Source organism: Fusobacterium mortiferum ATCC 9817, from assembly GCF_000158195.2.
In the GTDB taxonomy this organism is placed as follows: Bacteria; Fusobacteriota; Fusobacteriia; order Fusobacteriales; family Fusobacteriaceae; genus Fusobacterium_A; species Fusobacterium_A mortiferum.
In genome coordinates, this window is sequence record NZ_GL987987.1 from 170,385 (window position 1) to 196,657 (window position 26,273).

Genomic DNA, 26,273 nt, shown 5'->3' on the forward strand with positions numbered 1-26,273 from the left:
TATGAAAAAATGGATAGTTTTATTCTTTATTATAATTTATACTATTAGTTTTTCAAAAGTATATAGAGCTGATTTTATAAAAATAAATAAAACTGAAGATTTAATTATAGGAAAAACTACAAGAATAGATTTTGAAATGGATATAATTATTCCTAGAGAGGATTTTGAAGAAAAAGATTTTTTTTATTTTTCAAATGGAATGGGAAATCAATTTTTAAAGATAATAAATATTGATTTTAAGTCTTTTCAGTATAAAAAAGTAGGAAATAAAATTTATTTTAAAGATAATCTAAAAGAAAAAATAGTAAAAGAATTAGATTTAAAATTTTCTGGAACAATGGTTTTTGATTGGAAAGATAGCTCTGATAAGACTTTTAAAACATTAGAAAGTTTGGAAATAGGATACATAACAGATAGAACTAATCCAATTTTACTAGATTTTGATTTAATGACCCTAAATCCAATTAATGATGTTCAAGTAAAAGTGATTGAAGATATGAATTTGGGAGTTGTCTTTGCTGGAGAAAGATTGAGCACTAAAAATTCACAAAATAATGGTCATCCAGCAAAGATAGAGATAAAGGGAAAAAATAAAAAAAGAGTTGTAATTAAAATTCCTAAGATAGCAAAAATAACAAATGAAAAAAAAGATAGCTTGGATGTAAGTTTAAGTTTTAGAGAGAATAATAGTCAAGTTTTAATAAAAGAATTTAATAAAGACAAGGGAAATGAATCAAATAATGGAATGGTTAGTTTAAAAGATATTTTAATAGATGGAGAGAGTGAAACTTCCACTAAAAATAAAGGCACCTATGAGGGGAATTTTATAGTTCGAGTAGAATATGAACAGTAAATTAAAAATTTTATTAATAACAATATTTTTATTTATTTTAATTAATAAAATTAACTATTCAATTACAAATGAAAATTTAGAGGAAACATATATTCAAGTAAAAGTAAGAAAAATTAAAGATGATTTTTTTAAAGTAAAATATGATTATGCTACAGATGAAATTTATATAGGATGTAATAATTTATTTTATTTATTAGAAATTTTTACTTTAGAAATTGATATTAAAAATAAAGGGATAAAAGGGGAATTAGATGGGAAGAAAATAAATGTAAAGTTTAATAGTGATGATGCTTTTGTAGAAGATGAAGAGTTATATGTAAGGTATAAAGTATTGGGTAAAAAGTTAAATTTTAAGCTTACTAAATATAATCCAGCAATTTTATCCCTTGAAATGGAGCCTAATTTTACTCTATCTTATGAACATAGAGCAAAAGGAAAGTTAGAAAGAATACGTTTAGAAGATAAAGAGAATAAAAAAATTGACAATCATGATTTAGTAATGGAAGGAAGAATATTTAGACCAGGTTTATTAAAAGTAAATTATAGTTTTGATGATTTTAAAGAAAAAAATAACTATTACTTAAGCTATGAGTATGGAACAGAGTTATTATATGGGGAATACTATATGAATGGTATCTTAAAGCCAAAGTCAGAGATATCAACAGCAAAATTGTCTTATTCAAATTTTTATAAGGAAAATAATTTATCAATAGGAACTTTTAATATGGTAACTCCAAGCTTTTTAAACATAGATACTGATGTAATAGGTATAAATTTAAATGGAGATACTACTTATACGAGAAGAGAAAATGGAATCACAATTATAAAAGGAGAGGCTATAGGTGCTGAATCAGTAGAAATATATAGAAATAATGTTTTACTAGACTATACTTTTATAATAAATAATAATTTTAAATTTGAAATAAATGATGGTATTCTCAATTCTACATATCTACTAAAAATTTATTATGAAAATGGAAAAATAGAGGAAAAATGGGTATATTCATTGGGAGATGAAAATATTTTAGAAAATGGGAAGAAAAAAGTAGTTGCTCAAAGTGGAAAGAGTACTTCAAATGGAGATTTTCAAAACATATATGGACTTTATTATGGAGTAAATGACTATTTAACATTGGGTGCTGAAATTCAAAATCTAAAAGATTTAGATAATAAAAAATATAATTTTTTAAAGACTTCAACTATATTTAATACAGGATTACAAAATTTTCCAACTTTAATAAATTATAAAAATTATTTAGATTTAGATGATGTTGACTTTATTCATAATATATCTATTTTACAAAAATTTTATGATGTAAATTTAAAATTACAACACGATATTTATTCAGAAAAAATTTCAAAAATAATAAAATTAAAAAATGAAAGCTCTTTTTCTGTAAGTAAAGGGTTTAAAACAAATATTTTAGAATTGGGAATGAATAAGAAAAAAGAGAAGACATTTTTAAAGAAAAATTAGATGAGAAAAGTTTGTATCTATTATGGTATACATCTCTATTAAATCCTGTTTCTTTCTCATTAAAAGTTGATAAGATATTAACAAAAGGAAATGAAGGTACAATATATAATCCAACACTAAGTTATTCAAGAGATTTTAGTATAATTTTAGATGGAAGAATTGAAAAATATAAAGATAATTTAGAGACAGAGCAAGATTATAAGTTAAAACTTACTAAAAGACAGATAGAATTAATAAAAAATAAATTATATGGGGATATAAGTTTACAAGCAGAATATAATTACAATAGAAGAGAGATAACTTATGGAATAGCTTTTAATATAGAATTAGATGATTTTATAAAGGTTTATTCTAAGAATACTTTAGACATAGATAAAAATAAAAATATTGAAAAAAGCTCAGGTATATCTTTAACTAAATTAATAAATCTAAGTAATCCACTTCAAACATTAGATAACAATAGCAGTGTTAATAACTATATAATTGAAGGAAGAGTATTTTTAGATAGAAATGGTAACGGAGTATATGATAAGGGAGATGAGGTAGTAGAAGGTGTAGAAGTTTTAGCAGATAATAAGGGTGGAGTTTCAAATAAAGAGGGATATTATATAATAAATGATAGTTCAAATAAAGATGATATAGTTTTAAAAGTAAATCAGAAAACAATAGATGTAATGTTAAAAAGTACTAAAGGAGATTTAAAAATAAAAGTAAAAAATTCAAGAACAATAAATGTTGATATTCCTTTAGAAGTAATATCAATGATTACAGGAAATATTTGGAATACTGATGATTTTTCTGAAAAAAAATTCACTCAAAATATAGCTAACACAAGTATAGAATTAATAAAAGATAATGAAATTTACAAGGAGTTTGACCCAGAATTTGATGGTATGTATTTTTTAGATGATGTTACTCCAGGGAAATATAAACTTAGATTTTTATACTTGGGAATTGAAAATGTTGAGTTTGAGCCAAAAGAAATAGATATAGAAGTGAAATTAGAAAATCCAGATGAAGGAATATATATAGAGGGACTTGACACAAGAATGCTTATCAGAAAAACAGAAAATAATATTGAATCTATAAAATCTAATGAGTTATTAGATGAATTTGATGATTTAATAGGTATAGAGTAGCTAAAAAATTTTAAGGTTAAGAAGGAGATTTATGAGATACTTAAAAAAAATTAAATATTTAATAATGATGCTTATATTTATTTCTTTTTCTTATTCTATTGAATTTGATATATCTGAAAAGCAAGTAAAAGATGGAATAGTATATAGAAGAGGGGAAAAAAATAGTTTTACAGGTGTTTTTATAGGGGAAAATATAAGAGAAGAATATAAAAAAGGAGTGAGGAATGGGAAGTATATAGGAGTAATAAAGATAGAGAAAGATGAATATATATGTGAGGGAGAGTTTGTTGAAGGAATAAAAAATGGAGATTGGTTTATTAAATTTCCAAATGGGAAGATACATGCAATTTTAAAATATAATTATGATTTACCTGCTGGACAGTGGACATATTTTTATCCCAATAATAGAGTGAAAGGATATGAGAATTTTGAAAATGGAATTATTTCAGGAGAGGTTACTGTATACAGAGATAATGGGGACCTTTTAAAAAAGCTTGAATATAAAAATGGACTAGTTGATGGAGAAATGATAATTTATTCTAAAAATGAAGTATTAGACTCAATAGTAAATTTTTCAATGGGAAAATTAGATGGGAAAATTGCAATATACTTTAATAATAATATATTACAATTAGATGGTAAATATAAAAATGATAAGCGTGAAAGTTTATGGAGACTTTATTATAATGATGGAAATTTAAAAATGGTAGTAACTTATAATCATGGATTAAAAAATGGAAGAATGATTGTATACAATAAAGAGGGTCAAATAGTTCAAAGTACGATTTATAAAGAGAACAATGAAGTTGATGAAAAGGGCAATATTATTGAAAAGGCAGATAATAAGAGTGATACTAAAGACAATATTCTAATTAGATTTAAAAATATTAGTTATGACTTAGAATATATTAAGTATAATGAGGTTCTTTCAAATTTATAGGGGGGTAATAAAATGCTAAAAAAATTAATATTGATTTTTTTATTAGGATTTAAAAGTTTTTCTCTTAATTTTTCAATAGCTCCAACAGAATTTGAAGTTGACTTAAATAAAAATTCTATTCATGAAGTTTATGTGATGAATAATACTGCTGAACCATTGAGAATAGAAGCTTATACAGAAATTATTCCAGAATATTTAGAAAATAATTTAATAGATGATATTGTAATATTTCCTAAAATCATTTCTATTAGACCAGGAGGAAAACAAACTATAAGGTTTAAGGTTAAAGAAAATAAAAATAAACAAATAGGAGTTTATAAAAATTTAATGGTGTTTAGAGAAGTTCCAAATAGAATAAAGAAAATTTCAACGAACTCTGAATCTCAATTTTCAACAAAATTAAGTTTTATTACAGAAATAGCAATTGGTATAAAAGGAGAAAAAAAATGAAAAAAATAATAGGAATTTTATATTAATAACAGGAATAAGTTATTCGTTAAGTTTTACTGTCTATCCTACAAAATTTGATGTTGATTATAAAAAAGTAGGAGTTTATGAGGTCGAAATAATAAATAATACTTTAGAGCCATTAAGAATAGAGATTTTTCCAGAAGCTGATAAAGAATTTGGAGAGGATTATAACGTAAATAAAAATATAACAATTGTGCCTAAAAATATATTTTTAAAACCCGGAGGGACACAATTAACAAGATTTAGATTTAAGCCAGATACAAATGTAAAAGATGGTCAATATAAAAGTAATTTAATTTTTAGAGAGATACCTTCTGAAATAAAGACAGAAGCTAAAACAGAAGAAAAAGTAGATACATTAGTAAGTAATATTAAATTTATAACAGAGATGGCTATCCCAGTGTATTTAACTACAGATAATATCAGATTAGATGGAGAAGTAAAAAATGTAGAGGTAATAGGAAAAGGTAAAAATTTATTAATAAAATGTGATACCAATTCTAAAGGAAACTCTTCAATTGAACTGTTATATTCTTTAGAAATTTTAGATACAAAAGAAAAATTAACAGGAATTTTAGGTTATACAGCTAGAACAGGGAATGAAACAATTTCATTAGCAGTTTCTTTAAAAAATAATCTAAAAGGTAAAAGAGGAATTTTTAAAATTTATGATAAAGATGGAAAAGTATATTTTAAGAAAGATGTAAAGTTTTAAAAAATATTTATATATTTTTTAAAAATAAAAATAAAGGAGGAAGAATAGATGAGAAAAAAAATATTATTAGGAGTTTTAGCACTTTCAACAATTATCACTGCAGCAGGGATAGAGGATGTAATGAATGAAGTAAATAATAAGTATGGATATGCTTCTGGAAATTTAAAAATAAGTGCTGAAGTGGTAGCACCTATAACTTTAGAGGTTGAAGAATTAGATTTTGGAACTGTACCTATGGGAAAAATTAAAGATACTCCAATGAAAGAAGGAAAAATTAAAATAGAAGGAACAGCAGGAAAGAATGTTCAACTATTTTTCTATCCAACAGGAAGTGGTTCAGCTATAGCTAATGGAGGAATGCTTACAAAAAATGTACCAATAGAACTAATTAATACAACTAATAAAGATAGTAAGATAATATATTTACCTAGAATATTAGATGAACATGTTGATTTAAATACTAATACAGTAGCATTAGTTGATGGAAGTAAAACATTAATAGTTACAGGGTCTGTTGATGCGGCAGGAGCTCAAGATTTAGGAAAGTATGAAACAAATATGACTGTTAGAGTAAAATATCAATAATTTTTAACTAAAGGGCAAGAAATCATTTATTTTTAAAATGAAGTGATGAACTGCCCTATTGTTTTTTATAAGATAAGATGATATAATACTTTCATAAGTTATTTAATAAAATTAAGGAGGAACAAATGGCAGTTATAGAGATAAATCATCCATTAATTCAACATAAGTTAACAATTATGAGAAGTGTAGATACAGATACAAAATCATTTAGAGAAAATTTAAATGAGATAGCAAAACTTATGACATATGAGGCAACAAAAAATTTAAAATTACAAGATAAAGAGGTTACAACTCCACTTATGACAACAACAGGGTGTGAGTTACAAGATAGATTAGCTATTGTTCCTATCTTAAGAGCAGGACTTGGAATGACAGATGGTATATTAGACCTTATGCCTACTGCTAAAGTTGGACATATAGGTGTATATAGAAATGAAGAGACTTTAGAGCCAGTATATTACTACTGTAAACTTCCTGTAGATATTACATCTAGAAAGGTAATAGTAGTAGATCCTATGTTAGCTACTGGTGGTTCAGCTGTATATGCTATTGACTATTTAAAAAATAGTGGAGTAAAGGATATAATATTTATGTGTTTAGTAGCTGCTCCAGAAGGAATAGCAAAATTATTAAACAAACATCCAGATGTAGCTATATATACAGCTAAAATTGACCAAGGATTAACAGCAGAAGGATATATCTATCCAGGACTTGGAGATTGTGGAGATAGAATATTTGGAACTAAATAGTTTGTAACTACTCAGCCACTAAATTAATTTAAGAAAACTCAAAGAATTGTGTAATTTATGAAGAGAAGTTAGATTAACTCAGCGAAATCGAACGCTAAAAAATGCAATAAGTCGAAGACTTAACCCTTGCATTTTTAGTGAAATAAGCTCATAGTTAATCAACTTCTTGGAATATGGAACAATTCTTAGTTTTCTTTTTAAATCATAAATAGCTGAGTAGTAACAATAGTTTATAGAGCTGGGGGCAGAAGCCCCCTTTTTTATTATCAAAAAGAGTCTAATTCCTCAATAGTATTTCTTAATATTTCAATTCCTCTATCTATATCTTCAAGTGAGCATTGAGCAAAGCTTAATCTAATATAATTAGGAAAATCATTAGAAAAAACAACTCCTGGAATAATTTTAACTCCTTGTTTAATAAGTTTAAAATATACTGCTTCTCCAGTTATATTATTAGGAAGTTTTATCCAAAAAGAGAGCCCCCCTTGAGGTTTAGAAAAAGAAATTTTATCTATATTTGAAAGTTTCTCAATGAGGAAGAGTTGTTTTTCTTTAAAATGAACTCTAAGTTTTTCAGTATACTCTTTCCAAATATCATTTTCTAAAAAATATTGAAATATTCTTTGATTTAATCCTGAAGTTGAAATGTCTGAAGAGTATTTAGCTCGAATAATTTCATTGATAAGAGAGTTAGGAGTTATCATAAATCCAAGTCTAAAACCAGGCATAAAAACTTTTGAATAACTTTTTATATAGATTACTCGATTATTATTATCAAAACTTTTTAAAGGTAAAATCTTTTTATTAAAATATATATCTGAGCTGCTGTCATCTTCAAGAATATAAAAGTTATACTTTTCAGCTAATTTTAAAAGTTTTATTTTTTTCTTTTCAGAGAGAGTTACTCCAGTAGGATTTTGAAATATTGGTATTGTATAGAGAAGTTTTATCTTATTAAATTTAAGAAAACTTTCTAGCTCATCTAAATTGATTCCATCATCTTCAATTGAAATCTTTTTTATAGAAGCTCCACTATTTAAAAAACTATTTACTGCTCCTTTGTATGTAGGATTTTCAAGAACTACAACATCTCCATTTTGAATTAAAATTTGGCTCAATAGATTAATTCCTTGTTGTGCCCCTGATATAATTTGAATATTCTCTAAGTTTGTAAAAATATTAAAACTTTTTAAATTATTAACAATAGTTTTTCTAAAGTTAATATTTCCTTGTGGCATTTCATAGAGTAAGGCTTTTTCCCCATCAGTATCTAATATTTTATTAATACTCTCTTTTAAAATTTCAATGGGGAAAAAATTACTTTTAGGAGATGCAGAAGAAAAATCAATTGTACAATTTTCATTGAAGTAATTATATTTAAAATCTTCATTTGCCATATAATCTTCAGAGTAAAAAATATGTTGATTCCTATTATTTTTTATAAAAAAACCACTTCCTTTTTTACTAGCAACATATCCATCTTTCTCTAATAGTTCATAAGCTCTTATCACTGTAAAAATACTTATATTAAAATTCTTTGCTAATTTTCTAATACTAGGAAGTTTAGATAAAATTTTTTTATCTTCAATATCTTTTTTTAAAAAGTTATATAGTTTTAAATATAGAGTATCTCCAGGAAAAAGTTTTAAATTATCCATTATTTTTCTCCTTTTAAAATTGTTACGGTACAATTCGAAATGAAAAAATTGAATTTATGACAAAGATATGTAATAATATTTTTATAAATAATATAATTGTACCGGTACTCTTATTATAATATGAATATAAAAAATAATAAAGGGTGATAATTATGTCAAGATATGAGCTTAATAAAAATTTAGCACAGATGTTAAAAGGAGGAGTAATAATGGATGTTACTACTCCAGAGGAAGCAGTTATAGCTGAAAAAGCAGGTGCTTGTGCTGTAATGGCTTTGGAAAAAGTCCCAGCTGATATAAGAAAAAATGGTGGAGTAGCAAGAATGTCAGACCCTAAGATGATAAAAGAGATTCAAAAAGCTGTTTCTATTCCTGTTATGGCTAAAGTTAGAATTGGACATTTTGTAGAAGCTCAAATATTAGAATCTTTAGAGATTGATTATATAGATGAAAGTGAGGTATTGACTCCAGCAGATGATAGATTTCATATAGATAAAACTAAATTTCAAGTTCCATTTGTATGTGGAGCAAAAAATTTAGGAGAAGCTCTAAGAAGAATACAAGAGGGAGCAAGTATGATAAGAACTAAGGGGGAACCTGGAACTGGTGATATAATAGAAGCTGTTAAACATATGAGAAGAATGAATGAAGAGATTAGAAGAATAAGTTCAGTAGAAGAGTCAGAGTTATATAATATAGCTAAGGAGTTAGGAGTTCCATATGAGCTATTAAAATATGTATATAAAAATAAAAAGTTACCAGTAGTTAACTTTGCTGCTGGTGGGGTAGCCACTCCAGCAGATGCTGCTCTAATGATGCAATTAGGTTGTGATGGTGTTTTTGTAGGATCAGGAATATTTAAATCAGGAGATCCTGCTAAAAGAGCAGCAGCAATAGTAAAAGCAGTAACTAATTTTGATAACCCTAAGATATTAGCAGAGGTATCAGAAGATTTAGGAGAAGCTATGGTCGGAATAAATGTTTATAGCTTAGGAGAGAAAGAAAAAATGTCTGATAGAGGTTATTAATTATGAAAATAGGAATTTTAGCTTTACAAGGAGCTTTTTTAGAACATAAAAAAATGTTGGATAAATTAGGAGCTACAAGTATATATATTAAAGAAAAATCTCAACTTGAAGAGGTAGATGGAATAATTTTACCAGGTGGAGAGAGTACTGCTATGGGAAAATTAATGAGAGAGTTTAATTTATTAGAACCTCTAAAAGAGAAGATAAAAAATGGAATGCCAGTATTTGGAACTTGTTCAGGATTAATTCTTCTAGCTAAAAAATTAGTTAGTGATGATACAGTTCATTTAGGAGTAATGGATATAGCTGTAAAAAGAAATGGTTATGGTAGACAGTTAGGAAGTTTTAAATATTTAGGAAGTATCAAAGGAATAGAAAAGAAAATAGAAATGGTATTTATAAGAGCTCCATATGTAGAAACAGTAGGAGAAAAGGTTGAAATTTTAGGAGAAGTTGAAGGGAAAATTATAGCTGTAAAAGAAAAAAATATGTTAGGGATATCTTTTCATCCTGAGTTAACAGAGGATACAACATTACACAGATATTTTTTAAATATGGTAGAAAAAAATAGAAAATAATTATGATTTTAAAGAAGAAAAATTAAGAAGAGAACTGAAGTTTTAAAATTAACTTCAGCACTTAAAAATTTTTCTTCTTTTTTCTTTCCTTTAACTAATATAAGTGATAAAATTAAAAATAAAGATAAAGGAGAGAAGATGGGAGATAAGTTATCAGAGATATTAGCTCAAGGAGAGAAGAGAATAATAGGGCAAAATAGATATATAACCTCAGCTGTACTTATAGCTATTGTAGAAATAGATGGTAAAGAGTATATTATTTTAGAAAAAAGAGCTTTACATATTAGACAGGGAGGAGAGATATCTTTTCCAGGAGGGAAATTTGACAAAGATGACATTACAACTGAATATACAGCTATAAGAGAGACTATTGAAGAGTTGGGAGTAGCTAGAGAAAAAATAAATTTAAAAGGGAAATTTGGAAGTTTAGTAAGTCCTAATGGAATAATTTTAGAAGTATATGTTGGGTATGTAGATATTAAGAGTATAGATGAATTAAATTATAATATTGATGAGGTGGAAAAAGTTCTATTAGTACCTCTTGAATTTTTTCAAGAGAATACTCCTAGAATGGAAAAAATTGAGATGGAAAATAGACCTCTTTTTTCTACAAGTGAATTAAGATTACCTGCTAGATATGGAAACTCTTGGTTAGGAAGAGCTAGAGAGGTATATTTCTATAATTATCAAGGAGAGATTATCTGGGGACTTACTGCAGAGATTATTCATGAATTTATTAGTTTGTATAGCTTATAAATTTATTTTCTATTTAATAAAATATACAAATATGATAGAATATAAGAGAATATAAACTTGCTATATGGGAGGTAATATTATGATTTTAAGTAGAGAAACAGCAGCAAGAGTGATAGAAGAATTAAAACTACAAGGGAAAAAAGTAGTATTTACAAATGGATGTTTTGATATTTTACATGTGGGACATTTAAGATATTTAAATGATGCTAAAAAACAGGGAGATGTTTTAATAGTTGGAGTAAACTCAGATGAATCAGTAAGAAGATTAAAAGGACCAACTAGACCTATAAATAATGAGATAGATAGAGCAGAGATGTTATCTGGATTAAAAGCAGTAGATTTTACTCTTATTTTTGATGAATTAACACCAATAGAAACTTTAGAAAAAATTAAGCCATCTATTCATGTAAAAGGTGGAGATTATACAAAAGAGCAATTACCAGAAACTGCCACAGTAGAAAAAAATGGCGGAGAGGTAATAATCTTATCTTATGTTGAAGGAAAATCTACAACTAACATAGTAAATAAGATACAATTTAAAAATGAAAAGGAAGATGATGAGGGAGGAGAGAATGAATAAAATTCTCACATTTGATGAGTTAAATAATCTAGCAGAAAAATTAGCTGATTACTCTTGTGAAAATACAGTAATAGCTTTAATAGGAGATTTAGGTACTGGAAAAACTACATTCTCTCAACATTTTGCTAAAAGATTAGGAATAGATGAAAATATAAAAAGTCCAACTTTTAACTATGTATTAGAGTATTTAAGTGGAAGATTACCTCTATACCATTTTGATGTATATCGTCTAGGAGAAGCAGAGGAAATATATGAAGTAGGATATGAAGACTATCTAAATAGTAATGGAATACTTCTTATAGAGTGGGCTAATATAATAGAGAGTGAGTTACCAAAAGAGTATATAGAAGTAAAATTAAATTATCATGGTGAAGATACTCGTGAGGTAGAATTGAGATATATAGGAAATGAGGCAAAAGAGAAGGAGATGTTAGAGTATGTTGGTTTTAGCTATTGATACAGCAACTAAGATAGGAAGTGTCTCTCTATTTGATGATAAAATAGGAGTTATTGGAGAGTTAAATCTCTATGTAAAAGTAAATCATTCAGCAGTTATTATGGAGATGATAGATAATCTTTTTAAGATGACAAAACTTTCTATAAAAGATGTAGATAGAGTGGCTGTAACTGTTGGACCTGGGTCTTTTACAGGAATAAGAATAGGGGTAGCTGTAGCTAAAGGGCTATGTTATGGAACAAAAAAAAGTATTGTAGGAGTAAATGAATTAGATTTATTAGTTCAAAATACAGAGTGTGGAGAAGGGGTAATAGTTTCACTTTTAGATGCTAGAAAAGAGAGAGTATATTATTCAATCTATGAAAAAAAAGAAGGAATTAAAAGAGTTTCAGAGTATAAAGATGGAGAGTTAAGAGATCTTTTAGAAGAGTTAAGAGACAAAAATGTAATCTTCTGTGGAGATGGAGCTATTGCATATGAAAAAATAATAAAAGAGGTATTAGGAGAGAAAGCAAAAATAGTTTCAAAAGGAAACTCTATACCTAGAAGTGTTTTAGCAGGGCAGATGGCTATTGATATGCAAGAAGATAACCTATATACATTAGAGCCATTCTATGTAAATAAATCTCAAGCAGAGAGAGAAAGGGAAGAAAGACTAAAGAGAAATTAATTTATTTTAAAATAGTTATGGGAAGAGATAATAGATAATTTAAGAGGTGAAGGAAATGTTAGTGAAAAAATGGAGATGTACAGTATGTGATGAGTTATTTGATTATGATAAAAAGCCAGCAACTTGTCCAGTTTGTGGAGTAGGACAGGAGCTTTTTGAATTGGTAGAAGTAGAAGTATCAGAAAATTCTATTGCAAAAGAGATTGATGTAGTAATAATAGGTGGAGGAGTAGCTGCTGTAAATGTAGCTGATTCTATCAGTGCTAAAAATAAATTAGCAAAAATAACTATCATTTCAAAAGAAGGATACTTACCATACTACAGAACAAGACTTACAGAGATATTAGATAATGATATTCCAATGGAAAGAATGGAGATAAAAAAACAGTCTTGGTATGATGAGAGAAATATAAAAGTGATGTTAAATGAAGAAGTTACATCTATTTTAAATGGTGAAAAAGCTGTTATTCTTTCTAATGGAGAGAAATTAAAATATGACTCATTAGTAATAGCTACTGGAGCAAAATGTTTTGTACCTCCATTTGAAAATAAAGACTTAGAGGGTGTAAGAGTAATAAGAGAACTAAAAGAAACTCTTGAAATAAAAGAGGTAGCTAAAAAATGTAAAAATGTAGTAATAATAGGTGGAGGAGTTCTTGGATTAGAAGCTGCTTGGGGAATAAAAAATCTTGGGGCTAATGTAACTGTATTAGAAGTTATGCCAAGAGTATTACCTAGACAATTAGATGAAAGAGGAAGTTCTCTATTAGAAAAGATGATAAAAACTTCAGGAGTAAATATTATGACTGGAGTAGAGATAAAAGGATTTGCAGGAAATGGGAAAGTAGAAAAAGTTCTTTTAAAAGATGGACAGGAGCTAGCAGCAGAACTTGTAATAGTAAGTGCTGGTATACGTTCTAATCTAGAGTTTGCTGTATCTTCTGGAATAAAAATAGAAAGAGGTATAGTAGTAAATGAAAGAATGGAAACATCACTAAAAGATGTATATGCTTGTGGAGATGTAGCTGAATTTAATGGGAAAATAATAGGACTTTGGCAAGTAGCTATGGAGCAAGGAAAAGTGGTAGGTGCGAATATTTGTGGAGAGGAAAAAATATATACTGAGCAAGTACAACCACTTAGTTTCGAAGGAATGAATACTCAACTTCTTTCTATTGGAGAGATAAAATGTGAAGCTGATTGTAGAGAGATAGTAGAAGATTATAATGCAACAAGAGATATCTATAAAAAATTCTTCTTCCAAAATGATATTTTAAAAGGAGTAATTTTAGTAGGAGATATTTCTAAGTCAGTAGCTGTGATAAAAGGAGTAAGAGAGGAGATTAGAAAAAATCAGATTATAACTAAATTATATAATTAGTACTTGATTTTTTCCAATTTTAGTGTAAAATTATAGGAGAGCAATTTCTAACTACTAAAATTAAGAATTTTCAGAAATTAGGAGGAAGAATTGAATACTTTTATAAATTTAGATGATACAACTTTTGTAGAGCAGCTAAAGAAAGAAAAAGGGCTTGTAATTTTAAACTTTATTGCAGATTGGTGTGGACCTTGTAAGATAATGAGTCCAATTTTAGAGATGATAGCTAAAGAGGAGTGTATAAAAATATTTAAAGTAAATGTAGATGATAGTCCTAACTTAGCTGTTGAATTTGGAATAACAAGTGTTCCTGTTACAATGTTTATGGATGATGGGAATAAGATTTGCCAAATAAATGGATTAAAATCAAAAGAGGAGCTCAAAGAAAAATTATATGAAATAAGATAATGAAGGCTGACTAGGTAGTTTTACTATTTAGTCAGTTTTTATTTTTGTAGAAAAAATGAAAAATCTATGTAAATTATTGTATAAATATGGTATAATTACCTAATAATATTTAGTTTTAAGAGAGGATTACAACTATGAGAGATAGGATAAGATTAGCAATAGCATTTATAGTTGTTTCGTTAACTATATTAGGTTTGGATAACCTACCAGTGATAACGGACATTTCCAACTCTGGAATAGAACTGAAAAAAGAGAGAGAAGGTTCTATCTTAGCTGGCACGGATGAAGTTGAAATAGATTTAATAAATAATACAATGAAATCTAATAATGGATTAAATCTTAAGCAGGGAGATTTAGAATTAAAAGCTTATGATTTAAAAAGAGATATAGATAAAAATAGAGTTTATGTAAATGGTGAGTTACAAACTTTATTTTCAAATGAACAAGGAGATATTAGTTTACAGTCACTAAAAGGTGGAGAGGTAGCACTAGACGGAAGTGAAGGAACTTTCTACAATAACTTTGGATATTTAGAAGTAGAAAAAATAACTGGTGCTGAAAAACCAAATGATAGAATATATTTCGGTGGAGATAAGGTAGAGTATAAAGATAAAAAAATATATATTAATGACGGTTGGTTAACAACTGATTATAATATAAATAAAACGAGAAATCCTAATGATGCGGGGTATCACTTTTTAACTGAAAATATGGTAATAGAACCAGAAAAGCAGATTACTTTAAAAAATAGTGATTTTTATATTGGAGATGAGAGTAAACTTCCTTTTAGATTTCCATGGTTTAGAGCAAATATAAGGCAGGGATCTATGGTTCCATTATTTCCAGAGTGGGGAGATGATGATTACTATGGATGGAATACTACATGGGGATTTCTTTATGGAGATAGTGGAGATAAATATGTAGGTGGATTTGCTCCAAAATTTGCAGATAAAATGGGCTTCTTAGTGGGAAGATGGGAAAACTGGTATAAAACTGAAAAATTTGGTACTATGAAACTAGATATTGATGATTGGTTAGTATATTCAAAAGAGGATAGTATAGATAAGAGCAAGGCTACTGATGGAGAATTATTATCACATGAAGAGAGAGAAAAAAGATACAGAATAAATTATACTCATGAATATAATGGAGAAAAGGGAAAATTATATTTTAATACTATCAATGCTACTTATAATATGATTCCTAGATTAGATGATATAGTAAATGAATATGCCTTAAGAAGAACAGATGCCGATGGAAATGGTAAAGGAGCATTTGGAAAAAGAGAAGAGCAAGGATTACGTCCAGATTTAACAAATACTATGAGTTTTTTTAGTATGGATGCTGATTTGAAAAACCTAGGAGAAAATAAGGATATTACCTTAAAAAGTAGATTAAAACTTACTGATGATAAAAAAGCATATGCTCTTATGGTATATGATGATATTGATGATATCTCTTATGGAAGTAGTATAGATAATGATTTATTCAGTCAAGTAGAGTTAACAAAGGATAATGCTGATTATAAAATAAGTGGATACTATAATTATCTATATGATATGGATCCAGGTTCTACTTTTAATGATACTCAGTCAAAGGCTGAAGATTTTGGATTTGAGTTTTTAGATAAAGATACTAAAATTGGATTTACTTATGATGAGAAAAATGGAGATAGATTTAGAAGATTAGGTCTTTGGGAAAGAGACCCAAAACTTAATAATCTATTAACATATCAAAGTATGTATGGAACAAACTTTAAAGCTGATTACTCTCCAAGTACAGTAAAAGAGTATAATAGATTTGATACAAAAGATTTGAGAGTATCTTTTGGTGAATATGATTTCTATGGAGATTATAAGATAAAAGCTGGATATGATTACTATTCTGAGATTAGAGAGTTAGATTTAGGAAATGATCCATTAAGAATGACACAAGCAGAAAGAACTGCTATCAATAGTGGAAAAGATTTGACTTCTGTTCCAATGGAAGACCAATTAATAAAAGGTAATTATAGAAGTAAACAATATAATAGATTTGAAGATATTATTTATAGCGACTTTGAACAACAAAGAGGATATGTAGATATATTTGATGAAACTACAAAATTTTCATTTGCTGGTGGACAGACTAAAGAGGAGTTCTGGGATAGAACAGGAATATATACAGCTGATGGCTATAGAAAATATATAAATGAGTCAGATTTCTATGAAGTAACTGCTGAAAGAAACGAGATAGATTTAGATGATTTTGGAGAGCTTGCTCTATTTGGAGGAGTAAGATATGATGAGTATAGTAAGGGATACAATCCATATAGTAATAGAGGAAAAGGAAATTATGCAAGTGGAGAGGATTCTACTTTAAGGACTCAATTAAAATTAAACCATACTATGACTCTATTTAATAATGAGAATAATATCAATAGAAGTGTAGATTTATCTATGGCTAATGATTTAACTCTATTCTATCAAAGATATGATTATGACTCTGGAAGTATAAACTTTGGCAGTAAAACAGATGGAAGAAGTGTTGAATATATAAGATTAAAAAATAAAGATAATATCTATCAAGTAGTTGATACAGTGAGTACAACAGTAGGAAATACAGAAACTATCTATACAATAGATTACAAAAGAGCAGAAAATCCAGCTACTGATGAATTAAATAATGAAGTTATTAAAAATAACTTAGAATTTAAAATAGATGGAGATAAATCTTTAGTACTTAACTATGGACAGGATAGAAAGTATACTGATGAAACTCAAAGTGGAGAGAACTATAATTATTATACTTTTAGAGATTATGGTATTACTTACTACCTTGGAGGACATAAATTATCTTATCAAAATAACAGTATAGATTCTAAGATATGGGATATTGGACAATTTTCTGAAAATGGTAGAAGATACTATTATGTTAATGGAATAAAAGAAGAAGCCCCAGATAATGCTAAAGAAAAAATTAGATTAAATACTTATTCTTATGAATATACATTTGGAGATAATAAATTAGGTTTAGATTTTAGTGAAGGTAGAGATGATAGAACAAACTATGATTCTAAAAATTATGGAAAAGAACTAGATGTTAAAAATCAAATCTATGGAATCTCTTTCTTAGATGGTGGAGATGAGATAGAAAACTATTATAGAGCTACTTATGAAACTTATAATCACAATGAACCAAATGCTAGAAATTTAATTTTAGATGGAAAAAATTATAATAGTCAAAACTCTGATGTAGTATCATTTAGATATGAGTATAGAGATAAGAGATTTACAGATGAAGAGCTTAGAAGATATGCTGAGATAGAGTATGATAAAGACTCTACTTCACTTACTCCACAAGAGATATATAGAGTAAGAGATATTCTAAGAAATAGAGAGAGAAATCATGTGGACTTCAAATTAAATAGAAGTATCTATGATGATTTTACAGATATGGCTGAATATAAACGTAATTTTAGAGTAAATTTAATGTTACAAAGAAATGATGCTAGATATGAGAGAACAGGAGATTATTGGAACTCTCTTAAAGAGATACAAGCGGGAGTTTTCTATTCTCAAAATAGATTTGGTATAGGATATCAAGTAGATGAAAGTGCTGACTGGAAAGATAGTAAATGGACAAAGATTGATAGAGAGCATAAGCTTAGCTTTGTTACTAAAATAGGAAAACCAAGTGAAGGTTGGACACTAAAAACTTATGCTAAATTTTATGAAGATTTAACTGATAAAGTAAAAGATGATGAAAGAAAAAGAAAAACGTCACTTGATGGCTTAGGTATAGAGATAGGAAAAGAGATGGGTTACTATCAATGGTCTTTAGCCTTTGAGAAACAATATGTTTTAAGTGCTAGAGATTATGAATGGAGAGCAGCTCTTCAATTTACACTACTTACATTCCCAAGCAATCCAATATTTGGTATTGGTGCTGATACTGATGCTAAAAAACATACTGAGCCACAAACATATATGTTTGATGGATTAAAAGTAAAAGATGTAATAGATTAGAAAAAATTGCAAAATTGATGATATAGGAGGAAAAATATGAAAGTAATATTACCAAGCGGAGACGTAAAAGAGTTTGAAGGAGAAGTAAACCTATTTACAGTAGCTAAAAGTATAAGTAACTCACTTGCTAAAAAATCAGTTGCTGCTAAAGTAAATGATGAATTAGTGGATATGTCAACTGTATTAAATGGAGAGGAGTTTAGAATAGAATTTATAACTCCAGAAACAGAAGAGGGAGAAGAGATAATAAGACACTCTACTGCACACCTTATGGCACAAGCAGTAGTTAGATTATTCCCAGGAACAAAAGTAGCAATAGGACCAGCTATTGAAAATGGATTCTATTATGACTTTGACCCAAAAGAGCAATTTACAGAGGAAGATTTAGCTAAAATAGAAGCTGAAATGAAAAAAATTGTAAAAGAAAATGAAAAAATTGAAAGAGTAATGATGACTAGAGAAGATGCTATAAAGCACTTTGAAGAGTTAGGAGAAGAGTATAAAGTAGAGATTATAAAAGAGATAGCTCAAGGTGAGATGTTATCTTTCTATAAACAAGGAGAGTTTATGGACTTATGTAGAGGACCTCATGTACCATCTACTTCTTACTTAAAAGCTTTCAAACTAAAATCAGTAGCAGGAGCTTATTGGAGAGGAAACTCTGACAATAAAATGTTACAAAGAATATATGGATTTGCTTTTGCAGATGAGAAAAAATTAAAAGATTATTTAACTTTATTAGAAGAAGCAGAAAAAAGAGACCATAGAAAACTAGGAAAAGAGTTAGATTTATTCTTCGTAAGTGAATATGGACCTGGATTCCCAATATTCTTACCAAAAGGAATGGCAATAAGAAATACTCTTATCAACTTATGGAAAAGAGAGCATACTCTTGCTGGATATACAGAGATAATGACTCCAATTATGTTAAATAAAGAATTATGGGAAACTTCTGGACACTGGTATAACTATAGAGAAAATATGTACACATCTACAATAGATGAAACAGAATTTGCAATAAAACCAATGAACTGCCCAGGAGGAATTATTGCTTATAAATATCAATTACACTCATATAAAGATTTACCAATAAGATGTGGAGAATTAGGAACTGTACATAGACATGAGTTCTCTGGAGCATTACATGGACTTATGAGAGTTAGATGTTTCACTCAAGACGATGCTCATATATTTATGACACCAGAGCAAATAGAAGAGGAAATTATAGGAGTAGTAAACTTAATAGATAAATTCTACAGTAAATTATTTGGATTTGAATATCACATAGAATTATCTACAAAACCAGAAAAAGCTATTGGTTCTGATGAGATTTGGGAAAAAGCTGAATCAGCACTTGCAGGAGCACTAGAGAAAATAGGAAAATCATATAAATTAAATCCTGGAGATGGAGCTTTCTATGGACCAAAATTAGACTTCAAAATTAAAGATGCTATTGGAAGAACTTGGCAATGTGGAACTATCCAACTAGACTTCAACTTACCAGAAAGATTTGATATAAGCTACATAGGTGAAGATGGAGAGAAACATAGACCAGTTATGATTCATAGAGTTGTTTATGGTTCTATCGAAAGATTTATAGGAATCTTAATAGAGCACTATGCTGGAGCTTTCCCATTATGGTTAGCACCTACTCAAGTAAAAGTTTTAACTATCAATGATGAAACAAAACCTTATGCTGAGGAAATTTGTAGAACTTTACTAGAGAGAGGAATAAGAGCAGAGCTAGATGATAGAGCAGAATCTATTGGATACAAGATAAGAGAAGCTAATGGAAAATATAAGGTTCCTGTTCAATTAATCATTGGTAAAAATGAAGTTGAAAATAGAGAAGTTAATATTAGAAGAAGAGGTTCTCAAGAGCAAACTTCTATGAAACTTGATGAGTTTTTAGATATGATTGTTGACGAAGCTCAAGCAAAATTTGATAAATAATTTTTAAAATTTAATTAGAAATATAGTAGGTGTTGTAATTTTACGGTTACAACACCTTCTTTTCTAAATGTATATAAAAATAGGAGGTGAAAATGTATTTAGATAGAAATATAAAACTTATCTTAGATATTTTACAAAAAAATGGAAAAGGATATATTGTTGGAGGGTATGTGAGAGATGCTCTTTTAGGCCTTGAACCAAAGGATTGTGACTTTGTTACAGATATAGAGTATGAGAAGTTATTAAATATTTTTAGTGAATATTCTCCTAAAGAGATAGGAAAACATTTTGGGATTATTCAGATAAAAATTGATGGAGTACACTATGAGATAGCTAAGATGAGACAGGATAAAGGAATTCCAAAAGATAGAAAGGAACAGGAGATAGAGTTTACAAAAAATATTTATGAAGATTTAAAAAGACGTGATTTTACTATCAATGCAATAGCTTTTGATGGAGAGAAATTTTATTATGGAGATAGTGATTCACAAAAGGACATAGAGAGTAAAACTTTGAGATTTGTAGGAGAATGTAAAAAAAGAATAGAGGAAGACCCACTTAGAATATTGAGATACTTTAGATTTTTAGCAACTAAAGATTTAAAACATTTAGATGAAGATGTTGAAGAAATTTCAAAGTATAGAGAATTATTACAAAATCTTTCAGTTGAAAGGATAAGAGAAGAATTTGATAAAATAATAACTGGAAAAAATACCTATAATATTTTAAAAATATTATCTGATAAAAAAATATTGGAGATAATTATTCCTGAATGGAAAGAGTGTAGAGGATTTAATCAAAGGAACATTCATCATATCTATACTGTAGATGAGCATATTCTACAAGCCTTAAAAGAAACTGACATGGACTTAATTACAAGACTAGCAATTTTTTTCCATGATATAGGAAAACCTAAATGTTTTTCATTAGGAGAAGATGGAAAAGGACATTTTTATAATCATGAATTAATTTCAGCTGAAATGGCTAAGGAAATAATGGGAAGACTAAGGTATGATAAAAATAGTATAGAGAAAGTTTATAGGATTATACAATATCATCTAGTTTACAGGATAGACAATGAAGAAAAATTTATAAAAAAGATGATGAATAGATTAGAAAAAGAGGATATGTTAAGATATTTTCAGGTATTAAGAGCGGATAGAAAAACTCATAGACCTCCCTACAACTTCGAACAGATAGAGAGATTAGAAAAGCTTTATCAAGATATTGTAGAAAAAAATTTACCTATTTCAATAAAAGATTTAAATATAAGTGGAAAAGAGTTATTAGAAAATGGTTTTAAACAAGGGAAAAATATAGGGGAAGTATTAAAATATTTATTAAATCAAGTACTAGAATATCCAGAATATAATACTCAAGAACAATTATTAAAATTAGCTTTGGAATATAAAAAAGGAAGAGAATAGCTAAAAGCTCAACTCTTCCTTTTAATTTTAAATAAGTTCCATTCCTTTTTTCACTTTAAGGATAGTTTCATTGTCTAATAATTTTTCAGCCAGTGCAAAAGCAAAATCTAAAGCTAGTCCAGCTCCCATTCCAGTAATAAGATTTTCATCAGTAAAAGCTTTACTTCCGTTGTAATTATATCTCTTCATTTCTTCTACAACAGAAGAGTGACAAGTTAATTCCTTACCTAAGAAAACCTCATTTTTAGCTAAAACGGTAGGAGCACCGCAAATAGCTCCAACAAATTTATTATTTTCAACATAATATTTTAATACTTTTCCAACTTCTTGAGATTCTCCAAGGTTAACATATCCAGGATATCCTCCAGGAAGAATAATCATATCTCCATCTGTAATATCTTTTTCTTTAAGAGTAGTATCACTAATAACAGGTACTTTTTGTGCTGAAGTAACCTCTCTATTATCAGTAATAGAAACAGTAACAACTTCAGCTCCACCTCTTCTAAGAACATCTACAGGAGTCATAGCTTCAATTAATTCAAATCCTTCTGCTAAGAGCACATAAACTTTTTTAGACATAATAACCTCCTAGTTATTTTCAACAGTTAATTTACCTTGCTTAATCATAGCAAGTACAAATTGATGAGCATCTACAACAGCATTGCAATAAGCTGATTTAGTTTCTCCTTCAAAGAAAGCGTTTAGAAGAATTTGTTGTTGCTCTTCAATATTTGTTTTTAATTCTTCAACAGTAATAAGACCTTTTTTATACTCATCAACAAGGGCATCATACACCGTGTTAAATGTAGAATCGTATAGATTTTCCTCCCAAGTTTCAAAAACTGACATATTTATTCACCTCATAATTATTTTAATTTTTAACATATTTATCTTACCATTTCTTAGTAAATTTGTCAACTTTCTAAAAAATAGATTGCTTAACTTATATTAATTTGAAAAGAGAAACAACACTTGGTACAAGTATCGGAACAATAATAGTAATAACAAGTCCAGAATAAAAAGCGATAATAGCTACATCTGGAGGATTACTTTTATTGATAACTGGTAAAACAGAATCCATAGCAGTAGCACCAGCAGTTGCAACAGATTCATAAGAACCTATTTTTTTTGCAATAAAAGGAATGAATAATATAGCAGAAAGCTCTCTTAAAACATTGGATAAAAAGGCAACTCCTCCTAAATGTGCATTGATTTTAGAAAGTTCAATTGCAGAAAAAGAATACCAACCCATACCAGAAGAGATAGCTATACTTTCTCCTAAAGATAATGAAATAAAGTAAGAAGCTATAGCTCCACCAATTAAAGAACCTAAAATTGTAATAATAGGTAATAAAAGTATTTTTTTACTCATATTTCTTAATTGGTTGAAAACTTCATTATTATTTCCAATATCCATTCCAACAAAGAATAATAGTAAAAAAAGTCCTAAACTTATAAAAGAATCAATATTTTCTAAAATAAAACCATTTTTAAAAAATAAACCACCAAGTATTCCTATGATTACTGAAATAATAATACCTAACATTATTTTCTATCTCCTTTATATACTAAAAAAACTACAAGAACACTAAAAAAAGTGATAAATAAAGTGATGATAATAGCTTGTATTCCTAGTTGTGAAATATTATTTATAATTTTATCATCTGCACCAATTTTGTATCCCATAAAACAAAGTAAAAAATATAGAGCAAAATTTTGTAAATGACCTATCTTAGTTTTTAACTTATTTGGAATAAGTTGTTTTTTAGTAATAAAGAAACCTAATAAAATAATGATAAATATAAAATAATTGTTTGCATCTTCCCTCCAAGAATATATATTATTTTACATTAAAAATAAATTTTGTTTTCTGAATGTAAGGAGAATCAGGAGTAGTAATAAATGCTTTATCAGGTAAAAATCTTAAAGCATCAGCATAGTTTTGAGTTTCAAAACAGATTCCCATATGTTTCTTACACTCTATTTTTTCATTTAATTTTCCAATTTCATATAAATAGTTTCCAGTATAGATGACTACAGCTGGTTGATTTGTGACTACTTCTAAAGTTCTACCAGAAACTTTATCTTCAAGAGAAATAACCTTTTCTCTACTATGTTTTAAGATGAAAGGATGATCAAGACCTTGATTTACAATTTTAATTTGCTCATCATCAGAATATAAAGAATCTTTTAAAAGAGTTGAATTTCTAAAATCAAAGGCTGTATTTCCAACTGATTTTATCTCAACAGGAAGAGTAGCCTCATCAACAGCTATAAATTCATCACAATCTAATTGAAGGTATTCATCAGTAATATCTCTTTTAAAATCTCCGCTAAGATTAAAATATGTGTGGTTAGTTAAGTTAAGATATGTTGGTCTATCACTAGTTCCATAATATTCTAGAGATAACTCATTTCCTTTTAAAATATATTTAACTTCAATTTTGACATTTCCAGGAAATCCTTCTTCCATATGTGGACTTTCTAAAGAAAGTTTAACTCCAATAAAATCCTCATCTTTAATCTCTTCAACACTCCATACTTTATGTCCAAAATTATCTATTCCACCATGAAGATTATTATTTCCATTATTTTTAGTTAATGTATAAGTTTCTCCATTTAATAAAAAAGTTCCATTACTAATTCTTCCAGCATTTCTACCTATAAGAGAACCAAAGTAAGGAGATCTTTCCTCGTAATCTTTTATAGAAGGTAGATTTAGTACTACATTTTCTAAAACTCCCTCCTTATTAGGAGTAGATATTTTTCTGAGAACTCCTCCGTAATTTATGATTTCAACTTCCATAAATTCATTCTTAAGAGTATACATTAAAACCTTTTCATTTTTTTTGTAACTCCCCAATTTTTAACAGTTATTTCCATAATCTCACCTCAGTTTATATTTTAACATAGAAAGTATAAAAATGTAATTATTAAATAAAAAACTTACTAGCAAAAAGTTGGAATAAATTGTAAAATATATTAGTAAAAATGAAATATTAAGGAGGGTAAAAATGTATCCATTAAAATTTAAGAAAACATTAGTAAAAAAAGTATGGGGTGGAAGAAAATTTAATACAGTTTTAAATATGGAACTTCCAGATGATAATTTATATGGTGAGTCTTGGGAAGTAAGTTCTCATAAAGGAGGATTGTCATATATAGAAAATGGAGAGTATGCAGGAAAAACTTTAGTTGAAGTCATAGAACAAAATAAAGAAGAGATACTAGGAAAAGAGATAGTTGAAAGATTTAAAGGAGAGTTTCCATTACTTATAAAATATTTAGATATAAATGATAGATTATCAGTTCAAGTTCATCCTAGTGATGAGTATGCTCTTAGAGTAGAGGGAGAATTTGGAAAAAGTGAATGTTGGTATGTAATGGAAGCTAGCGAAGATGCTACACTTATTTTAGGAATAAAAGAAGGAATAACAAAAGAAATTTTTAAAGAAAAAGTTGAAAAAAAAGATTTTACAGATTTATTTAATACTATAAAAGTAAAAAAGGGAGATTTTATAAATCTATTACCTGGAGTAGTTCATGCAACTTTAGAAGGTTCTATTTTAATTTGTGAAGTTCAACAAAATTCAGATACAACTTATAGAATTTATGATTTTGATAGATTAGTCGATGGAAAATTGAGAGAATTACATATAGATAAAGCTTTAGATGTAATAGATTTTAAAGGAGATATCCAAGTTACAACTTCTGAAAGCAGACAAAAAATTTCATTGTTAGGCGCAATGAAAGAAGAGCTAGTAAGAGGGCAATATTTTAATGTAGATAAATACTTAATAGAGGGAGAATTTGAGGATGAAACAAATAAGAACTTTAAAATTCTTTCGATATTAGATGGAGAAGGAGAGATTATTTGTGATAGTGATTCTTACTCTATAAAAAAGGGAGATACATATTTCATTCCAGCTGGATTAAAGACAGTTTTAAAAGGAAAAGTTGAAATTTTAAAATCTTATTTATAAGAAAAAATATAAAAACTAAGTTTTATATAAATTATTAGTTAGAAGGATTAATTTTTAGATTTTATAGAAGTTAATCCTTTTAAATTTTTATAATTTTAGTTTAAATATATAATAAAATAAATTTTTTAAAAAATTTTGAAAAAAGTATTGACGAAAAATATTATTTGTGGTAATATATACCTTGTCCGCGAGAGAGCGGCACTGATAAACTAGGACATTAGCAACAGAATAGAGAAAGACAATTAATGCAAACACAACAATAAATTGGTGTAAAACAATCAGTAAATTTTACTGAGTTATATAGATTGAACGAAGAGTTTGATCCTGGCTCAGGATGAACGCTGACAGAATGCTTAACACATGCAAGTCTACTTGATCCTTCGGGTGATGGTGGCGGACGGGTGAGTAACGCGTAAAGAACTTGCCCTGCAGTCTGGGACAACATTTGGAAACGAATG

The 26,273-nt window shown here is 27.8% G+C and carries 26 protein-coding genes and 1 rRNA gene; 21 read left to right on the forward strand and 6 right to left on the reverse strand.

Features of this window, described 5'->3' with window-relative positions; all coding sequences use genetic code 11:
* Position 1 precedes the first annotated feature (1 nt).
* The 8 genes from FMAG_RS00895 to upp all read left to right on the forward strand — a co-directional run bounded on the left by FMAG_RS00895 (position 2) and on the right by upp (position 6,929).
* Positions 2–853: a hypothetical protein gene (locus tag FMAG_RS00895; protein WP_005883164.1), complete on the forward strand. Its 852-nt coding sequence runs from the start codon at positions 2–4 to the stop codon at positions 851–853.
* A complete protein-coding gene (locus FMAG_RS13200; RefSeq protein WP_005883166.1) occupies positions 843–2,330 on the forward strand; it encodes a hypothetical protein in 1,488 nt (495 codons plus the stop codon). The genes FMAG_RS00895 and FMAG_RS13200 overlap by 11 nt, the downstream gene beginning before the upstream one ends.
* An 11-nt stretch (positions 2,331–2,341) precedes the next feature.
* Complete coding sequence (locus FMAG_RS13205) at positions 2,342–3,469, forward strand: hypothetical protein (protein ID WP_005883168.1); 1,128 nt, start codon at positions 2,342–2,344, stop codon at positions 3,467–3,469.
* A 31-nt stretch (positions 3,470–3,500) separates the two neighbouring features.
* Positions 3,501–4,409 (forward strand): toxin-antitoxin system YwqK family antitoxin, encoded by a 909-nt coding sequence (locus tag FMAG_RS00905; RefSeq protein ID WP_005883170.1) that lies wholly within the window; start codon positions 3,501–3,503, stop codon positions 4,407–4,409.
* A gap of 12 nt (positions 4,410–4,421) precedes the next feature.
* Entirely contained in the window at positions 4,422–4,859 is a 438-nt protein-coding gene (locus tag FMAG_RS00910; protein WP_005883172.1) for a fimbrial biogenesis chaperone, read from the forward strand.
* 214 nt (positions 4,860–5,073) lie between these two features.
* Positions 5,074–5,595, forward strand: coding sequence for a hypothetical protein (locus FMAG_RS00915; protein WP_005883174.1), 522 nt, complete (start codon positions 5,074–5,076; stop codon positions 5,593–5,595).
* Positions 5,596–5,643: 48 nt separating this feature from the next.
* Positions 5,644–6,180 (forward strand): hypothetical protein, encoded by a 537-nt coding sequence (locus tag FMAG_RS00920; RefSeq protein ID WP_005883176.1) that lies wholly within the window; start codon positions 5,644–5,646, stop codon positions 6,178–6,180.
* Between the two features lie 125 nt (positions 6,181–6,305).
* On the forward strand, positions 6,306–6,929 hold the full coding sequence (gene upp / locus FMAG_RS00925; protein ID WP_005883178.1) for a uracil phosphoribosyltransferase: 624 nt from the start codon (positions 6,306–6,308) through the stop codon (positions 6,927–6,929).
* A 266-nt stretch (positions 6,930–7,195) separates the two neighbouring features.
* On the opposite strand, the gene pdxR is transcribed toward upp, so the two are convergent.
* A complete protein-coding gene (pdxR, locus tag FMAG_RS00930; protein WP_005883180.1) occupies positions 7,196–8,587 on the reverse strand; it encodes a MocR-like pyridoxine biosynthesis transcription factor PdxR in 1,392 nt (463 codons plus the stop codon).
* A 152-nt stretch (positions 8,588–8,739) separates the two neighbouring features.
* On the opposite strand from pdxR, the gene pdxS reads away from it, so the two are divergent.
* The 11 genes from pdxS (at position 8,740) to FMAG_RS00985 (ending at position 21,832) form a co-directional block, all read left to right on the forward strand.
* Positions 8,740–9,615, forward strand: coding sequence for a pyridoxal 5'-phosphate synthase lyase subunit PdxS (pdxS, locus tag FMAG_RS00935; protein WP_005883182.1), 876 nt, complete (start codon positions 8,740–8,742; stop codon positions 9,613–9,615).
* Between the two features lie 2 nt (positions 9,616–9,617).
* Entirely contained in the window at positions 9,618–10,193 is a 576-nt protein-coding gene (pdxT, locus tag FMAG_RS00940) for a pyridoxal 5'-phosphate synthase glutaminase subunit PdxT (protein WP_005883184.1), read from the forward strand.
* 138 nt (positions 10,194–10,331) lie between these two features.
* Positions 10,332–10,949: an NUDIX hydrolase gene (locus tag FMAG_RS00945; RefSeq protein ID WP_005883186.1), complete on the forward strand. Its 618-nt coding sequence runs from the start codon at positions 10,332–10,334 to the stop codon at positions 10,947–10,949.
* 79 nt (positions 10,950–11,028) lie between these two features.
* Positions 11,029–11,529, forward strand: a complete 501-nt coding sequence (rfaE2, locus tag FMAG_RS00950; protein WP_005883188.1) for a D-glycero-beta-D-manno-heptose 1-phosphate adenylyltransferase — start codon at positions 11,029–11,031, stop codon at positions 11,527–11,529.
* On the forward strand, positions 11,522–11,986 hold the full coding sequence (gene tsaE, locus FMAG_RS00955) for a tRNA (adenosine(37)-N6)-threonylcarbamoyltransferase complex ATPase subunit type 1 TsaE (RefSeq protein ID WP_005883191.1): 465 nt from the start codon (positions 11,522–11,524) through the stop codon (positions 11,984–11,986). Before rfaE2 ends, tsaE begins: the two co-directional genes overlap by 8 nt.
* Positions 11,967–12,656, forward strand: coding sequence for a tRNA (adenosine(37)-N6)-threonylcarbamoyltransferase complex dimerization subunit type 1 TsaB (gene tsaB / locus FMAG_RS00960; protein ID WP_005883193.1), 690 nt, complete (start codon positions 11,967–11,969; stop codon positions 12,654–12,656). Before tsaE ends, tsaB begins: the two co-directional genes overlap by 20 nt.
* A gap of 55 nt (positions 12,657–12,711) precedes the next feature.
* Positions 12,712–14,037 (forward strand): FAD-dependent oxidoreductase, encoded by a 1,326-nt coding sequence (locus FMAG_RS00965; RefSeq protein WP_005883195.1) that lies wholly within the window; start codon positions 12,712–12,714, stop codon positions 14,035–14,037.
* A gap of 90 nt (positions 14,038–14,127) precedes the next feature.
* Positions 14,128–14,445: a thioredoxin family protein gene (locus tag FMAG_RS00970; RefSeq protein ID WP_005883197.1), complete on the forward strand. Its 318-nt coding sequence runs from the start codon at positions 14,128–14,130 to the stop codon at positions 14,443–14,445.
* 134 nt (positions 14,446–14,579) lie between these two features.
* Complete coding sequence (locus FMAG_RS00975) at positions 14,580–18,452, forward strand: hypothetical protein (protein WP_005883199.1); 3,873 nt, start codon at positions 14,580–14,582, stop codon at positions 18,450–18,452.
* 36 nt (positions 18,453–18,488) lie between these two features.
* Entirely contained in the window at positions 18,489–20,405 is a 1,917-nt protein-coding gene (gene thrS / locus FMAG_RS00980) for a threonine--tRNA ligase (protein ID WP_005883201.1), read from the forward strand.
* A 92-nt stretch (positions 20,406–20,497) separates the two neighbouring features.
* The gene (locus FMAG_RS00985) at positions 20,498–21,832 is read left to right on the forward strand and encodes a CCA tRNA nucleotidyltransferase (RefSeq protein ID WP_005883203.1); all 1,335 of its coding nucleotides are present in this window, start codon (positions 20,498–20,500) and stop codon (positions 21,830–21,832) included.
* A gap of 27 nt (positions 21,833–21,859) precedes the next feature.
* Here FMAG_RS00985 and FMAG_RS00990 read toward each other — a convergent pair whose 3' ends face one another.
* The 5 genes from FMAG_RS00990 to FMAG_RS01005 form a co-directional block, all read right to left on the reverse strand.
* Positions 21,860–22,411, reverse strand: a complete 552-nt coding sequence (locus FMAG_RS00990) for a DJ-1 family glyoxalase III (protein WP_005883204.1) — start codon at positions 22,409–22,411, stop codon at positions 21,860–21,862.
* Positions 22,412–22,420: 9 nt separating this feature from the next.
* Positions 22,421–22,681, reverse strand: coding sequence for a hypothetical protein (locus tag FMAG_RS00995; RefSeq protein WP_005883207.1), 261 nt, complete (start codon positions 22,679–22,681; stop codon positions 22,421–22,423).
* Between the two features lie 94 nt (positions 22,682–22,775).
* Complete coding sequence (locus FMAG_RS01000) at positions 22,776–23,378, reverse strand: lysine exporter LysO family protein (RefSeq protein ID WP_005883209.1); 603 nt, start codon at positions 23,376–23,378, stop codon at positions 22,776–22,778.
* Positions 23,378–23,671: a LysO family transporter gene (locus tag FMAG_RS13510; protein ID WP_315940539.1), complete on the reverse strand. Its 294-nt coding sequence runs from the start codon at positions 23,669–23,671 to the stop codon at positions 23,378–23,380. Before FMAG_RS13510 ends, FMAG_RS01000 begins: the two co-directional genes overlap by 1 nt.
* Position 23,672: 1 nt before the next feature.
* Positions 23,673–24,638, reverse strand: a complete 966-nt coding sequence (locus FMAG_RS01005) for an aldose epimerase family protein (RefSeq protein ID WP_261660680.1) — start codon at positions 24,636–24,638, stop codon at positions 23,673–23,675.
* A 208-nt stretch (positions 24,639–24,846) separates the two neighbouring features.
* Between FMAG_RS01005 and FMAG_RS01010 the strand changes: the two genes are divergently transcribed.
* Together FMAG_RS01010 and FMAG_RS01015 are read left to right on the forward strand one after the other, a co-directional pair.
* Complete coding sequence (locus FMAG_RS01010) at positions 24,847–25,815, forward strand: type I phosphomannose isomerase catalytic subunit (protein ID WP_005883213.1); 969 nt, start codon at positions 24,847–24,849, stop codon at positions 25,813–25,815.
* A gap of 306 nt (positions 25,816–26,121) precedes the next feature.
* A 16S ribosomal RNA gene (locus FMAG_RS01015) occupies positions 26,122–26,273 on the forward strand; the annotation flags it as partial.

Bases quoted from the DNA above. Each gene is read 5' to 3' on its own strand.
- FMAG_RS00895 (WP_005883164.1), top strand. From the start codon at position 2: ATGAAAAAATGGATAGTTTTATTCTTTATTATAATTTATACTATTAGT.
- FMAG_RS13200 (WP_005883166.1), top strand. From the start codon at position 843: ATGAACAGTAAATTAAAAATTTTATTAATAACAATATTTTTATTTATT.
- FMAG_RS00905 (WP_005883170.1), top strand. From the start codon at position 3,501: ATGAGATACTTAAAAAAAATTAAATATTTAATAATGATGCTTATATTT.
- FMAG_RS00910 (WP_005883172.1), top strand. From the start codon at position 4,422: ATGCTAAAAAAATTAATATTGATTTTTTTATTAGGATTTAAAAGTTTT.
- FMAG_RS00920 (WP_005883176.1), top strand. From the start codon at position 5,644: ATGAGAAAAAAAATATTATTAGGAGTTTTAGCACTTTCAACAATTATC.
- upp (WP_005883178.1), top strand. From the start codon at position 6,306: ATGGCAGTTATAGAGATAAATCATCCATTAATTCAACATAAGTTAACA.
- pdxR (WP_005883180.1), bottom strand. From the start codon at position 8,587: ATGGATAATTTAAAACTTTTTCCTGGAGATACTCTATATTTAAAACTA.
- pdxS (WP_005883182.1), top strand. From the start codon at position 8,740: ATGTCAAGATATGAGCTTAATAAAAATTTAGCACAGATGTTAAAAGGA.
- pdxT (WP_005883184.1), top strand. From the start codon at position 9,618: ATGAAAATAGGAATTTTAGCTTTACAAGGAGCTTTTTTAGAACATAAA.
- FMAG_RS00945 (WP_005883186.1), top strand. From the start codon at position 10,332: ATGGGAGATAAGTTATCAGAGATATTAGCTCAAGGAGAGAAGAGAATA.
- rfaE2 (WP_005883188.1), top strand. From the start codon at position 11,029: ATGATTTTAAGTAGAGAAACAGCAGCAAGAGTGATAGAAGAATTAAAA.
- tsaE (WP_005883191.1), top strand. From the start codon at position 11,522: ATGAATAAAATTCTCACATTTGATGAGTTAAATAATCTAGCAGAAAAA.
- tsaB (WP_005883193.1), top strand. From the start codon at position 11,967: ATGTTGGTTTTAGCTATTGATACAGCAACTAAGATAGGAAGTGTCTCT.
- FMAG_RS00965 (WP_005883195.1), top strand. From the start codon at position 12,712: ATGTTAGTGAAAAAATGGAGATGTACAGTATGTGATGAGTTATTTGAT.
- FMAG_RS00975 (WP_005883199.1), top strand. From the start codon at position 14,580: ATGAGAGATAGGATAAGATTAGCAATAGCATTTATAGTTGTTTCGTTA.
- thrS (WP_005883201.1), top strand. From the start codon at position 18,489: ATGAAAGTAATATTACCAAGCGGAGACGTAAAAGAGTTTGAAGGAGAA.
- FMAG_RS00985 (WP_005883203.1), top strand. From the start codon at position 20,498: ATGTATTTAGATAGAAATATAAAACTTATCTTAGATATTTTACAAAAA.
- FMAG_RS00990 (WP_005883204.1), bottom strand. From the start codon at position 22,411: ATGTCTAAAAAAGTTTATGTGCTCTTAGCAGAAGGATTTGAATTAATT.
- FMAG_RS00995 (WP_005883207.1), bottom strand. From the start codon at position 22,681: ATGTCAGTTTTTGAAACTTGGGAGGAAAATCTATACGATTCTACATTT.
- FMAG_RS01000 (WP_005883209.1), bottom strand. From the start codon at position 23,378: ATGTTAGGTATTATTATTTCAGTAATCATAGGAATACTTGGTGGTTTA.
- FMAG_RS01005 (WP_261660680.1), bottom strand. From the start codon at position 24,638: ATGGAAGTTGAAATCATAAATTACGGAGGAGTTCTCAGAAAAATATCT.
- FMAG_RS01010 (WP_005883213.1), top strand. From the start codon at position 24,847: ATGTATCCATTAAAATTTAAGAAAACATTAGTAAAAAAAGTATGGGGT.